Source organism: Micropruina sp., from assembly GCF_047607385.1.
GTDB lineage: Bacteria > Actinomycetota > Actinomycetes > Propionibacteriales > Propionibacteriaceae > Micropruina.
Genome location: NZ_JASGDE010000124.1, coordinates 1 through 13,623 on the forward strand (window position 1 = coordinate 1; position 13,623 = coordinate 13,623).

Consider the following 13,623-nt stretch of genomic DNA (forward strand, 5'->3'; position numbering starts at 1 on the left):
CGCCGATGGTACTGCAGGGGGGACTCTGTGGGAGAGTAGGACGTCGCCGGACATTTTAAACACCCTCGTGGTGGTCAGTTTTGATCACTGCGGGGGTGTTTTGCATACTCCCACCCAACACCGGCAGACTTGGGTGGTGAGCAAGCAACAGGGTTCTGCTGGCGGGCGCGGGGAGCGATCGGGTCGCGGCCAGCGCGAGGGCCGCAGCGGTGCGGGTAACAGCGGCGGCCGACGATCGGGCGAGACCGGGGGCTTCCGTGGCGACGGTGGCCGGCGGGGCTATTCCGAGCGAGCTGGACAGGGCGAGCGGCAGTCGGACGGGCGAGGCCGGGTGGGTGGTTCCAGAACCGGTGGGTTCCGGGGAACACCGCAAGGCGGAGGCCGATCAGAAGGTAGCGGGCGTGGCCAAGGTGCCGGTTCAGGCTTCGGGCGCCGCGGCCCGGCCGCGCAGCAGGGTGATCGTCGGCGACCGTCCGGCGATCGTGACGGACGCCAGGACGGCGGACGGAGCGGTGACCTGCGCAGCGCGGCTGGAGGTTACTCCCGCGGGCGTGGCCCGGCCACCGGAAAGCGGCCCCGGGTCGACGACGGAGCGGAACGCCGGCCGGGTGCGGAATGGCGGCGAAACGGGGAACGGTCGGACACCGGGAGCCGGGGTCGCGACGACGGTGGCCGGCGCGGGCAGAACGAGGCCAGCCGTCCCTATCGTGTGGGCGGCTCAGCCGGGCGCGATTCGTGGTCGTCGGGCGATCGGCGTGCGTCCGCAGCGGGAGGGGCGAGTCGGGGCGGCGGCTACGGTCGGGGCGACGACGATCGACGCTCGACCTCGGGACGTCCGGATACCGGTGGCAGGCCGCGCCGCGGTGACGAGCGCGGGACGTCGCGTGGTGGGGACGACCGTAGGACGGAGCGGTACTCGGGCCGACCGAACACTGACCGCGGGCCGCGTCGCGACGGCGAACGGTGGAGCCCCCGCAGCGAGGGCGGGCAGAGGCCGGACCGATACTCGGGACGTTCAGACACCGACCGCAGACCGCGTCGCGATGGCGAACGGACAAGCTCTCGTGGTGGGGACGACCGATATTCGGGACGTCCGGACACCGACCGCAGACCATACCGCGGCGACGACCGGACAAGTCCTCGTGGTGGGGACGACCGATACTCGGGACCTCCGGACACCGACCGCAGACCGCGCCGCGGCGACGACCGGACAAGTCCTCGTGGTGGGGACGACCGATATTCGGGACGTCCGGACACCGACCGCAGACCGTACCGCGGCGACGACCGGACAAGTCCTCGTGGTGGGGACGAGCGCAGGACCGATCGTTATTCGGGTTCCCGCGCGGCGGGGGAGCGCGCGCCGGGACGGCGTCCGGCGGGCGATCGTCCAGGCCAGCGGGGCACGCATAGGGGTCCGGCGCAGTCCTACGACCGTCGAAGCGAGACTGACCGTGGCCGGCGCGACGAGCGGGTGGCGGAGCCGCTGCCACCCGGGCTGGAACCGCGGCCGGATGAGCCCGCGACGCCGACCGATGCGAACCTGGACCTGCTGTCCCGTGGCGTGAAGGCCGAACTGCGGGGTTTGAGCGCGGAGCGCGCCGAACAGGTGGGGGCCCATCTCGCGGCGGCCGCTGAGTTGATCGACGTCGACCCGGCCCTGGCCTACGCCCATGCCGAGGCGGCCCGCCGCCGGGCGGCGCGGTTGCCGGTGGTGCGTGAAGCCGCGGCCACCACCGCCTACGCCGCGGGCGAGTACGCGGCGGCGCTCAACGAGTTCCGCGCGCTGCGTCGGATGACCGGTTCGGACGAATTCCTGGCTGTGATGGCCGATTGCGAACGCGGGCTGGGACGTCCCCAGGCCGCGCTGCGGCTGGTGAAAGAGGGTCTGGCCGGCTCGGTGTCGATCGCCACCCGCGTGGAGCTCAAGCTGGTCGAGGCCGGCTCCCGCGATGCCCTGGGGCAGCGCGACGAGGCGGTCCGGGTGCTGCGGCAGGAGATCGAGCTGATCGGCGCCCGTGGCCCCAAGGTCGCCCGGGCCCGGCTCCGCTACTACTTCGCCGAGCTGCTCGCGGCGGCCGGTGACGAGACGGGTGCGGAGCAGTGGCTCGCGGCAGCCGTCCGGCTCGACCCCGACGACGAGACCGGTGCGGCCGACGCACTGGCCGCGCTGCAGGGCGTCACCATCGAGTTCGACGACACCGATGAGGCGGACGACGCCGCGACCGCCAGCGAGGCCGACGACACGGCGGACGCAGCGCCGGAGGTGGCGTCCGAACCTGACGAGGGCGAACCGACCGAGACCGACACTTCGTCCACAGGGCCGACCGGGACTGAGCAGCCGTCCACAGGGCCGACCGACGCCGAGGAGTCCCAGTGACCGATCGGATCATCGACGCCCACGACGTCGCCTTCTTCGATCTGGACGGCGTCATCTACCTGGGGCCGGTCGCGGTCCCCGGAGCGGTGCAGGGCATCCGCGACGTCACCGCGGCCGGCGCTCGGGTGATGTTCGTCACCAACAACGCGGCACGCAGCGCACAGACCGTCGCCGAGCACCTGGCCAGCCTCGGTTTCGTGGCCGGTCCCGACGACTTGATCACCAGCGCCCAGGTCGCTGCCGGGGTGCTGGCCGAGACGCTGACGCCGTCCAGCCTGCTGCTGGTGGCCGGCACCCAGAATCTGGTGGACCTGCTGATCGAGGCGGGATTCCGGATCACCACCAGCGCCGACGACGCGCCGGACGCCGTGGTCCAGGGCTACCATCCCGACATTCCGTGGGGCCTGTTGGATGAGGCCGGCATCGCCGTGCAGCGGGGAGCCACCTGGTACGCCACCAACGACGACGCCACCCGGCCCACCGACCGCGGCCTGGTGGCCGGCCTGGGAGCTCAGCTCGCGGTGGTCGGCATGACGGTGCGGCCGCGCAAGCCCATCGTCTTCGGCAAGCCGCACGCCCCGATGCTGGACTTCGCGGTGGCGCACACCGGCGCCGAGCGACCGATCTTCGTCGGGGACCGGATCGACACCGACATCATGGGTGCCAATCGCGCCGGGATGAAGTCGCTGCTGGTCTTCACCGGTGCCCACGGCAAGCGCGACCTGCTGGCCGCGGGACCGGGCGACCGTCCGCACTACATCGGTGCCGATCTGCGGGCTCTGCTGGAACCGGCCCGGACCGCCACCCACGAGGGACACGCCTGGACCTGCGGGGCGGCACGGGCCCGGCTGCACGACGGGCAGATTCAGCTGGAGGGCGACCTGGCCACGATGAACGGCCAACTGGACGCGCTGTGGGCACTGGCCAACCTGGCCTGGGCCAACGACGCCGATCCGGCCGACGCGCTGGCGTTGCTCGACCAGTTGCATTAGCGCGTGAATCCGGGAGCTCGCGTCCACGCACCGATCTCGACGTTCGGACGGCGTCGTCCGCGGGCCGTCCGATGCCACCGGAGCGCCCGCCCGAGGCGTGCGCCGGCGCTATCCTGCCAGGGACCGCGACACCACCGCGGGTTCCCGACGACCAGGAGCCACCGTGCCAGCCGGTAAGCAGCCCACCACCGATCTCGCGCTCATCGCCGTGTTCGCCGCCCTGATCGCCGCCTTCTCGGTGGTGCCGGGGGTGCCGATCGGTCCGGTGCCGATCACCCTGCAGACCCTCGCCGTGGCGCTGACCGGGCTCGTCCTGGGCCCCTGGCGAGGCTTCGCTGCAACCATGCTCTACCTGGTTGTCGGCTTCGCCGGCCTCCCGGTCTTCGCCGGCGGCACCGGCGGCTTCGGGGTGCTGGGCAAACCCAGCATCGGCTACCTGCTGAGCTTCCCGATCGCTGCCCTGGTGGCCGGTGCCCTGGCGCGCCGGCTAGCCGGTCGGGCGTCCCGGCTGCGGACGCTGTGGCTGTTCCTGTCCGGGCTGGGGGCGTCGGTGCTGATCGTCCATCCTGCCGGCATCGCCGGCCTGATGTTGGTCGCCCACCTCGACCTGGCGAAGGCGATCGCCACCGACCTGGTGTTCTGGCCGGGCGACGTGGCGAAGAACCTGGTCGCTGCCGGCATCGCCGCAGCCGTGCACACGGCGTTCCCGGCGCTGCTGGCCCGGCGGATCCCGGCCGTCGCCTGACGTGATCGTGCTGTCCGGGGTCGCCGTCCGCGTCCCCACCGCCACCGGCGGCAGCAAACTGCTGCTCGACGGCGTCGATCTCGAATTGGGTGAGCGCCGGATCGCCCTGATCGGCGCCAACGGCTCGGGCAAGTCCACCCTGCTGCGGCTGCTCAACGGGCTGATCCTGCCCAGCGTGGGGACGGTCACGGTGGACGGCCACGACACCCGCACGGACGCGTCCACAGTGCGCCGACTGGTCGGCTTCACCTTCACCGATCCGCTCAGTCAGCTGGTGCTGCCCACCCCGTTGGACGACGTCGAGCTGAGCCTGCGGGCGCGGGTGCGGAGCCGGTCCGCGCGACGGGCGGCGGCCCTGGACTGGCTGGACCGCTACGGGCTGGCCGCCGTCGCCGAGCACAGCATCTACGACCTGTCCGGGGGCGAGCGGCAACTGGCGGCGCTGGTCAGCGTGCTCGCCGTCGAGCCTGCGGTGCTGGTCTGCGACGAGCCCACCACCCTGCTCGACCTGCGCAACCGGAACCTGGTGTCCGGAGTGCTGGCCGGGCTGCCGCACCAGGTGATCGTCGCCACCCACGATCTGGAACTGGCGGCGCGGGCCGAGCGGGTGCTGCTGGTCGATGGCGGACGCCTGGTCGCGGACGGCGCGCCGGCCGCGGTGATCGGCCGCTACCGGGAACTGATGGCATGAGGCCGGCGACCGCGATCATCGGCGGCTATCGCCCGGCCGACTCCGGGTGGCACCGGCTCGGCGTGGGGTGGAAGTACCTGCTGGTGCTGGTGCTGATCGTGACACCCCTGGTGCTGCAGCAGCCCTGGGTTACGGCCGGTGTGCTGCTGCTCACCGTGGCCTGCCTGGCCGGCACCGGGTTGCCCGTGCGGCTCACCCTGGCCCTGCCCTGGTCGCTGCTGGTGCTGCTCGTCGTCCTCGCCGGCTTCCAGCTGGCGATCGGCCAGCCCGGGTCCGCGTTCGTGGTGCCCGGGAACGTGCTGCAGGCCGTGCTCGCCGCGCGGCTGATCCTCTGCACCACGCCGGCATCGGTGCTGGTGGACGCCCTGGTGCGGGCCGCGGACCGCGTCCCGTTCCTGGACGGCGAACGCTTCGGGCTGGCCGTCGGCATCATGCTGCGCAGCATCCCGTTCCTGACCGGGGCCTTCTACGACGTCCGGGACGCCGCCCGGGCCCGCGGCCTGGAACGGCACTGGATCGCCCGGCTGTCCCCGGTGGTGGTGCGCGCCGTCGGCTTCGCCCAGGCCACCGGACAGGCCCTGGCGGCGCGCGGCCTCGGCGAGGGGCGTCCGGCGTCCCCGCCCCGGGGCCAGATCCCCAGGCCCGAACGACCGGGCGGCGGTTAGGATGCTCACCGTGAGCAGCCCCACCCCCGAACCGCCCGTCACCGGACACCCGGCGATCGACGAGGCGCTGGCCCGGCTCGACCTGAGCGGCCCGGTGGCCGGGCACGCGGCCGAGATCCAGCAGGCCCACCAGGTGCTGCAGGAGGTGCTCAACCCGAGCCCGCAGCCCACCCAGCGGTGACCGTCCGGCTCGACCAGGAGTTGGTGCGGCGCGGCCTGGCCCGCTCCCGAGGCCAGGCGGCCGACGCCGTCCGCAGCGGTCACGTCCAGGTCAACGGACGCCCGGCCGGCAAGCCCGCGACGCCGGTGGCGCCGTCCGACTCGATCGAGGTGAGCGTCACCGACCACTACGTGTCCCGGGCGGCGCACAAGCTGCTCGGCGCGCTCGACGACAGTGGTCTGCGGGTTGCCGGACGGGTGCTGGACGCCGGCGCCTCCACCGGCGGCTTCACCCAGGTGGTGCTCGAGCGAGGTGCGGACCCGGTCTATGCGGTCGACGTCGGCCACGGCCAACTGGCCGCCGCCGTCCGCGACGACTCGCGGGTGGTGGTTCGCGAGGGACTCAACCTGCGCGATCTGAGCCTCGACGATCTCGACGCGGAGCCGGTCGACCTGATCGTCGGCGACGTCTCGTTCATCTCGCTGAAGCTGCTGCTGCCCGCGCTGCTGGCGGTGCTGCGTCCGGACGGTGCCGCACTGTTGCTGGTGAAGCCGCAGTTCGAGGTGGGACGCGGCGGCCTGGACGCCCGCGGCGTGGTCCGCGACGAGAAGGTGCGCCGGCAGTGCGTGGACGAGGTGGCCGCGGAGGCGGCCCGGCTGGGCCGGCCGGAGACCTGGCGCGGGGTGAGCCGCACCCCGGGCAGCGCCGGGAACGTGGAGTGGTTCGTGCTGCTGGGTGGACGCCCGGTTCCTGTCGGCGGCCCCCGATAGGGTGAGCGTCGTGGGTACCAGTCGCTTCGTCACCGTGGCCCTGCACGGCGGCCGGCCGGCAGCATTGAGCGCGGCGTCCGGATTCATCGCGGGCATGACCGAGCACGGCATCACCTGCCTGCTCGCCGACGAACATCTGCAGGCCCTGCACACCGCCGGCGACACTTTGGAACTCACCCCGGAGACCGGGCGGCACAGCGAACTGGTGGTGGTCTTCGGCGGCGACGGCAGCATCCTGCGCGCCGCGGAGTGGGCGCTGCCGCTGGACATCCCGATGCTCGGGGTGAACCTGGGCCATGTCGGCTTCCTGGCCGAACTGGAATCGCACGAGGCCGGCTCGCTGATCAATCACGTGGTCGGCCGCAGCTATTCCGTCGAAGAGCGGATGACGATCGAGACCGTGGTCGCCGACCGTGACGGCATCGAGGTGTGGCGTTCGTTCGCGATCAACGAGGTGTCGATCGAGAAGCTCGCCCGGGAACGGATGATCGAGGTGCTGGTTCAGGTCGACGGGCGGGCGCTGTCCCGCTGGGGTACCGACGGGGTGCTGCTCTCCACCCCGACCGGGTCGACCGCCTACGCCTTCTCCGCGCACGGGCCGGTGCTCTGGCCCGACATCGACGCCCTGCTGGTGGTGCCGCTGTCCGCGCACGCCCTGTTCAGCCGTCCGCTGGTGATCGGTCCCCATTCGACCGTCTCGGTGGAGATCCTGCCCGGCAACGAGACCCAGGCGGTGGTCTGGTGCGACGGCAGCCGCAGCACCGACATCACCGCCGGCATGGTGGTCACCGCCCGGATGGGCTCTCATCGGCTGCGGTTGGCCCGGATCTCCGAACGGCCGTTCGTCGACCGGCTGGTGCGCAAATTCGCGTTGCCGGTGGACGGCTGGCGCGGGGTCGCCGAACGCAATCATCATGCTGACTGAACTGCGGATCAGCGACCTCGGCGTGATCGCCGAAGCCGTGCTCGAACCCGGGCCGGGATTCACCGCGGTGACCGGCGAGACCGGCGCCGGGAAGACCATGGTGGTGACCGGGCTGTCGCTGCTGCTGGGCGGACGCGCCGACAGCGGCCTGGTCCGGCACGGGGCGTCCCGCTGCGTGGTCGAGGGCTGCTGGACGGTGGACGAGGCCACGGCGTCCGAACTCGCCGACCTGGGTGCCGAGACCGACGACGGCGAGTTGCTGGTCTCCCGGCAGATCGGTCGGACCCGGTCCCGGGCGCTGCTCGGCGGCGCCGCGGTGCCGCTCGGCAAGGCCGCGGACGTGGTGACCCGGTGGGCGACCATCCACGGCCAGTCCGAGCAGGTCCGGTTGGGTTCCGCCGACCGTCAGCGCGAGGTGCTGGACCGGTATGCCGGTGCCGATCACGCCGCACTGCTGGCCCGGCATGCCGAGGCCTACGCGGAACGCCGGCGGACGGCGTCCGAACTGGCCGAGCTGATCGGCGCCGCCCGTGAGCGTGCCCGCGAACTCGACCTGCTGAACTTCGGTCTGAACGAGATCGAACAGGTCGATCCGCAGCCCGGTGAGGACGTCGAACTTCTCGCCGAGGCACAACGACTGCAGGCCATCGACGAGCTCAGGCTCGCCGCGCACACCGCCGGGGTGGCGCTCAGCGGCGATCCGGAGTCCTGGGACGACGCGCCCACCGTGCTCGGGTTGCTGGCCGCGGCGCGGAAGAGCATCGATGCCGCGGTCGGCGATGACCCGGCGTTGGCCCCGCTGGCCGGACGGCTGGCCGAGGCGTCCGCGCTCGCCGCCGATGTGGCGTCCGAGCTGGCCGCCTATGCCGACCGGTTGGAGGCCGATCCGGCCCGCCTGGAATGGATCGGCGAGCGCCGGGCCGCGCTGCAGCAGCTGACCCGCAAGTACGGGGCGACCGTCGCCGAGGTGCTGCAGTGGGCCGCGGACGCCGCCGTGCGGGTCGGCAGCCTGGCTGCCAGCGACGACCGGATCGCCGAACTCGAGCAACGCATCGCCGTCCTGGACGCCGAACTCGACGCGACGTCCGCCGCGATCACCGAGGGCCGGAGGCGGGCCGGCGCCGAACTGGCGAAGCGGGTCCGCGCCGAACTGGCGGCGCTGGCCATGCCGCACGCCCGGATCGAGTTCGACCTCACCCCGGCGGCCATCGGCCCGTACGGGGCCGACCAGGTGACGCTGATGTTCACCGCCAACCCCGGATCGAGCCCGGCGCCGCTGGCCAAGGCGGCCTCGGGTGGTGAGCTGTCCCGGGTGCGGTTGGCGCTCGAGGTGGTGTTGGCCGCGGGAGCGACCGGGCAGACCTTCGTCTTCGACGAGGTGGACGCCGGCGTCGGCGGCGCCGTCGCATTGGAGATCGGGCGCCGGCTGGCCCGGCTCGCCGAGCACGCCCAGGTGATCGTGGTCACCCATCTGGCGCAGGTGGCGGCCTTCGCCGAATCGCACTTCGTGGTCGCCAAGGCCAGCGACGGTCAGGTCACCACCAGCGGCATCAGCCGGGTCGACGGCGCTGCCCGGCTGGACGAGCTGGCCCGGATGATGGCGGGTCTGGAGGGTTCCGCCAACGCCCACGCCCACGCCGCCGAACTATTGGAAGCCGCCGGGCACTGAGTCCCGCTGGTCGAGCTTGTCGAGACCCGTCCCATCTTCGTCGGCGGCCAGCTACGTGATGGGTGGTGCTCGATGGACCGGCTTCCGGGGGTGGATGATGCAGACTGTCCCGGTGGCCGACTCAGCTGTCCCGAGGACGAGTTCGCTCGACGTGCCGCCACTGTGGGCGGCGTTGGCGCAGAGCGACCGGGTGCTGATCGCCGGTGCCGGCGGCGGCTTCGACGTGTATGCCGGGCTGCCGATCGCGCTGCGGCTGGCCTGGCTCGGCAAGCGAGTCCGGCTGGCCAACCTGTCCTTCAGCGACCTCGGTTCGCTGGACGCCGACGCCTGGCTCAGCGAGGGGTGCGCGCGGATCGAGCCGGACGCGCCCGGGCGCCGCGACTACTTCCCGGAACGCACGCTGGTCCGCTGGTTGCGGTCGGAAGGGTACGACTGGGAGGTGCATGCGATCGCACGTGCGGGGGTGCGACCCGTCAAGCTGGCCTATGACAGCCTCATCGACGACTTCGCCCCGGACGCGCTGGTCCTGGTCGACGGCGGCACCGACATCCTGCTGCGCGGGGACGAGTCCGGACTCGGCACACCCGAGGAGGACGCCGTCAGCCTGGTCGCCACCAGCCAGCTGACGGTGCCGACGAAGCTCGTGGTCAGCCTCGGGTTCGGAGTCGACGCCCACCATGGAGTCACCAGCGCCGAGGTCCTCGCGCGATTGGCGGACCTGGCCCGCGACGGTGCCTACCTGGGAGCACTCTCGATTCCGCCCGATGCGCCGGAAGCTCTGGCCTACGTCGATGCCGTAGCCCATGCCGCTCTGCACAACTCGGCCCGACCGAGCATCGTCAACGGCCAGATCTCCGCGGCCATCCAGGGCTTCAGCGGGCAGCCGAGCCTTCCGGGTGCGCCTGCCGTGACCGACCTGTTCGTGAACCCGCTGATGGCGGTCTACTTCACCGTCCGGCTCGACGCCCTGGCCGCGAAGCTGCTGTACGGCGATGCCATCAGGTCGAGCACCTCGCTCGGTGAGGTGTCGCGTCAGATCGAGAATCTCCGGGCGCGGCTTTCGATCCCCGCTCCCGTGCGCTTCCCTCACTGACCAGCCTCGCTTGCCGCCCGGCGTCCAGCGTTCTGCCGGGGCCGGGTGACGGACGCCCGGCGTCCGCCCGACGGCGGGCCTGCCCAGCGGGAGCCGCCACATTACGAGTCCAGGAACGAGCGCGCCGGTTCGTCGGTGGAGGCCGGGCACCTATATGGTGGAATCCCGTGGGGAACGGCAGCAAGACCAAGCACATCTTCGTCACCGGAGGCGTTGCCTCCTCGCTGGGCAAGGGCCTGACCGCCTCCAGCTTGGGCAGCCTTCTGGTGGCTCGCGGACTACGGGTCACGATGCAGAAGCTCGACCCGTACCTGAACGTCGATCCGGGCACCATGAACCCGTTCCAGCACGGCGAGGTGTTCGTCACCGAGGACGGCGCCGAGACCGACCTGGACATCGGCCACTACGAGCGCTTCCTCGACGTCAACCTGAACGCCGACGCCAACGTCACCACCGGCAAGGTGTACTCCAACGTGATCGCGAAGGAGCGCCGCGGCGACTTCCTCGGCGACACGGTGCAGGTGATCCCACACATCACCAACGAGATCAAGGACGAGATGCTGTCCATGGCCACCCGCAAGGTGGACATCGTCATCCACGAGATCGGCGGCACCGTCGGCGACATCGAGTCGCTGCCGTTCCTCGAGGCCGCCCGGCAGGTGCGCCGCGACGTCGGACGCGAGAACGTCTTCTTCCTGCACGTCTCGCTGGTGCCGTACCTGGGCCCGTCCGGGGAGCTGAAGACCAAGCCGACCCAGCATTCGGTGGCCGCGCTGCGCCAGGTCGGCATCCAGCCGGACGCCATCGTCTGCCGCTCCAACCGCGAGATCCCCGAGGGCGTGAAGCGCAAGATCTCGCTGATGTGCGACGTGGACGAGGAGGCGGTGGTCTCCTGCCCGGACGCCCCGTCCATCTACGACATCCCGAAGGTGCTGCACGACGAGGGGCTGGACGCCTACGTCGTCCGCCGGCTCGGGGTCAGCTTCCGCGACGTCAACTGGCGCAAGTGGAACGACCTGCTGGACCGGGTGCACCACCCCAAGGAGGACGTCACCATCGGCCTGGTCGGCAAGTACATCGACCTGCCGGACGCCTACCTGAGCGTCTCGGAGGCGCTGCGCGCCGGCGGCTTCGCCAACCACGCCAAGGTGCACATCCGCTGGATCGCGTCCGACTCCTGCGAGACGCCGGCCGGCGCCGCCGAGCAGCTCGGTGAGCTGGACGGCATCGTGGTGCCGGGCGGGTTCGGCATCCGCGGCGTGGAGGGCAAGCTGGGCGCCCTGAAGTACGCCCGGGAGAACCAGCTGCCGACGCTGGGGCTGTGCCTGGGTCTGCAGTGCATGGTGATCGAGGTGGCCCGCGACCTGTGCGGGCTGGAGGACGCGGCGTCCACCGAGTTCGAACCGGACACCAACGCCCCGGTGGTGGCCACCATGGCCGAACAGGTGGCGAACGTCTCCGGCGAGGGGCAGCTGGGCGCCACCATGCGGCTCGGCTCGTACCCGGCCGAACTGGTCAAGGGCTCGCTGGTGGCTCGGCTGTACGGCAGCACCCGGGTGGCCGAGCGGCACCGGCATCGCTACGAAGTCAACAACGCCTACCGCGAGCAGCTGGAGGCCGCCGGGCTCCGGGTGGTCGGCACCTCGCCGGATTCGACGCTGGTCGAGTTCATCGAATTCGACCCCGAACGGCACCCGTTCTTCGTCGCCACGCAGGCGCATCCCGAGCTCAAATCACGGCCCACCAAGCCGCACCCGCTGTTCGCCGGCCTGGTCGCCGCGGCGCTGCGCCGCAAGCTGGACACCCGGCTCCCGGTCGAGGACGCCTGATGGCGCCGGCTCCCCGGCTGCTCGGCCCGGGCGAGGCGATCGACGTCCCGGCGCGTTGGGCGGTGCGGAGTCACCGGGTGATCGGCCCGGGAGCGGTCTCCGACTACGTCGACGACGTGGTCGCAACCCCGGACGGCGAGGAGATGCACCGGCAGTACCTGCTGCACCCCGGGGCGGTGGCGGTGATCGCGCTCGACGAGGACGACCGGGTGGTCGTGGTGCGGCAATACCGGCATCCGGTCGGCTTCCAGCTGATCGAGCCGCCCGCCGGCCTGCTGGACGCCGACGGCGAATCCTGGCTGGGTGCGGCGCAGCGGGAACTGGCCGAGGAGGCGATGCTGGCCGCCGACGACTGGCGGCTGCTGATCGACATGTTCACCTCACCCGGCTGCAATTCGGAGTCGATCCGGTTCTTCCTGGCCCGCGGGCTGCGTCCGGTGCCGCGTCCGGACGGCTTCGTGGTGGAGCACGAGGAACTCGACATGGAGATCTGCCTGGTGGCGCTGGCCGACCTGGTCGACGGCATCTACGCCGGGCAGGTGCAGAGCCCCACCCTGGTCGCCGGGGTGTTGGCGTTGGAGGCGGCCCGCCGCGGCGGACGGCTCGACGCGCTGCGTCCGGCGGACAGCCCGTGGCCGGCCCGCGAGGTGCGGCAGCGCCAGCTCGAAGCGATCGCCGAACTGGCCTGAACGTCCCCGATGTCCGCCGACAGGGCCGTGCAGCGGGTGGTCGGATCGTTTCTCGACCACCTCACCGTGGAGCGCGGCGCCTCCGCGCACACCGTCGCCGGCTACCGTCGTGACCTGGCCCGCTACGCAGCGTTCCTGGCCGGACGCGGGGTGAGCGGGCTGCCCGCGGTGACCGAGGCCGACGTGGCGGCGTTCTCCGCGGCCCTGCACACCGGCGACGACGAGCATCCGGGGCTGGCGCCGAGCAGCGTCGCCCGGGCGTTGAGCGCGGTGAAGTCGCTGCACCGGTTCGCCGTCGAGGATGGTGTCGCCGCCGACAATCCGGCCGCCGGGGTGTCGCCGCCGCAATCCGGACGCCGGCTGCCGAAGGCGCTCGCCCTCGATCAGGTGCAGGCGCTGCTGGCCGCTCCCGATCAGAGCACGCCGGTCGGGCTGCGGGACGCCGCCTTGCTGGAGCTGCTGTACGGCACCGGCGCGCGGATCACCGAACTGGTCTCCCTCGACGTGGACGACGTCGCTCAGTTGCGGACCGATCCGGACGCCGGGCTGCGGCTGTTCGGCAAGGGCCGCAAGGAACGGATCGTGCCGGTCGGCTCGTACGCCCGAACGGCCCTGGACGGCTGGCTGGTGCGGGGGCGTCCGGCCATGCTGGAGCGAGCGCGGGGGAGTACCGCGGCGCTGTTCGTGAACACTCGTGGCGCGCGGCTCAGCCGGCAGTCGGCCTGGGCGGTGCTGCGGGAGCACGCCGAGCGGGCGGGCATCACCGCCGAGATCGGGCCGCACACCCTGCGGCACTCCTTCGCCACCCACCTGCTGGACGGCGGCGCCGACGTCCGGGTGGTCCAGGAACTGCTCGGGCACGCGTCCGTGGCCACCACGCAGATCTACACCCTGGTCACCGTCGAGCACCTCCGTGAGGTGTTCCTGACCGCCCACCCCCGCGCCCGCTGACCTGTGCCCCCCACCTGGCGCTCGCCTAACTATTTGGCGCTCGCTGAGTTCAGCGAGCGCCAAATAG

Annotated in this window: 13 protein-coding genes; all 13 read left to right on the forward strand. The window is 72.0% G+C overall.

The features are described from left to right. Positions 1-1,471 precede the first annotated feature (1,471 nt). The 13 genes from QM582_RS11330 (at position 1,472) to xerD (ending at position 13,556) form a co-directional block, all read left to right on the forward strand. Positions 1,472-2,377 carry a hypothetical protein gene (locus QM582_RS11330; protein WP_415084462.1) on the forward strand — a complete coding sequence of 302 codons (906 nt, stop codon included), beginning with the start codon at positions 1,472-1,474 and terminating at the stop codon, positions 2,375-2,377. Next, positions 2,374-3,369: an HAD-IIA family hydrolase gene (locus tag QM582_RS11335; RefSeq protein ID WP_415084464.1), complete on the forward strand. Its 996-nt coding sequence runs from the start codon at positions 2,374-2,376 to the stop codon at positions 3,367-3,369. The genes QM582_RS11330 and QM582_RS11335 overlap by 4 nt, the downstream gene beginning before the upstream one ends. A gap of 163 nt (positions 3,370-3,532) precedes the next feature. After that, the gene (locus tag QM582_RS11340) at positions 3,533-4,114 is read left to right on the forward strand and encodes a biotin transporter BioY (protein ID WP_415084465.1); all 582 of its coding nucleotides are present in this window, start codon (positions 3,533-3,535) and stop codon (positions 4,112-4,114) included. Between the two features lies 1 nt (position 4,115). Beyond that, positions 4,116-4,805, forward strand: coding sequence for an energy-coupling factor ABC transporter ATP-binding protein (locus QM582_RS11345; RefSeq protein ID WP_415084466.1), 690 nt, complete (start codon positions 4,116-4,118; stop codon positions 4,803-4,805). Further along, positions 4,802-5,470, forward strand: coding sequence for an energy-coupling factor transporter transmembrane component T family protein (locus QM582_RS11350; protein WP_415084468.1), 669 nt, complete (start codon positions 4,802-4,804; stop codon positions 5,468-5,470). The genes QM582_RS11345 and QM582_RS11350 overlap by 4 nt, the downstream gene beginning before the upstream one ends. A gap of 10 nt (positions 5,471-5,480) precedes the next feature. Continuing rightward, positions 5,481-5,651, forward strand: a complete 171-nt coding sequence (locus QM582_RS11355; RefSeq protein WP_415084470.1) for a hypothetical protein — start codon at positions 5,481-5,483, stop codon at positions 5,649-5,651. Beyond that, positions 5,648-6,400, forward strand: coding sequence for a TlyA family RNA methyltransferase (locus QM582_RS11360; protein WP_415084472.1), 753 nt, complete (start codon positions 5,648-5,650; stop codon positions 6,398-6,400). Before QM582_RS11355 ends, QM582_RS11360 begins: the two co-directional genes overlap by 4 nt. Before the next feature lies 1 nt (position 6,401). After that, the gene (locus tag QM582_RS11365) at positions 6,402-7,325 is read left to right on the forward strand and encodes an NAD kinase (RefSeq protein ID WP_415084473.1); all 924 of its coding nucleotides are present in this window, start codon (positions 6,402-6,404) and stop codon (positions 7,323-7,325) included. Next, positions 7,315-8,994: a DNA repair protein RecN gene (gene recN, locus QM582_RS11370; RefSeq protein ID WP_415084475.1), complete on the forward strand. Its 1,680-nt coding sequence runs from the start codon at positions 7,315-7,317 to the stop codon at positions 8,992-8,994. Before QM582_RS11365 ends, recN begins: the two co-directional genes overlap by 11 nt. A gap of 112 nt (positions 8,995-9,106) precedes the next feature. Continuing rightward, complete coding sequence (locus QM582_RS11375) at positions 9,107-10,087, forward strand: DUF1152 domain-containing protein (RefSeq protein ID WP_415084476.1); 981 nt, start codon at positions 9,107-9,109, stop codon at positions 10,085-10,087. A gap of 167 nt (positions 10,088-10,254) precedes the next feature. Continuing rightward, complete coding sequence (locus tag QM582_RS11380) at positions 10,255-11,916, forward strand: CTP synthase (RefSeq protein ID WP_415084478.1); 1,662 nt, start codon at positions 10,255-10,257, stop codon at positions 11,914-11,916. After that, a complete protein-coding gene (locus tag QM582_RS11385) occupies positions 11,916-12,605 on the forward strand; it encodes an NUDIX domain-containing protein (RefSeq protein ID WP_415084480.1) in 690 nt (229 codons plus the stop codon). The genes QM582_RS11380 and QM582_RS11385 overlap by 1 nt, the downstream gene beginning before the upstream one ends. Positions 12,606-12,614: 9 nt before the next feature. Next, positions 12,615-13,556: a site-specific tyrosine recombinase XerD gene (xerD, locus tag QM582_RS11390; protein WP_415084482.1), complete on the forward strand. Its 942-nt coding sequence runs from the start codon at positions 12,615-12,617 to the stop codon at positions 13,554-13,556. Positions 13,557-13,623: the final 67 nt, after the last annotated feature.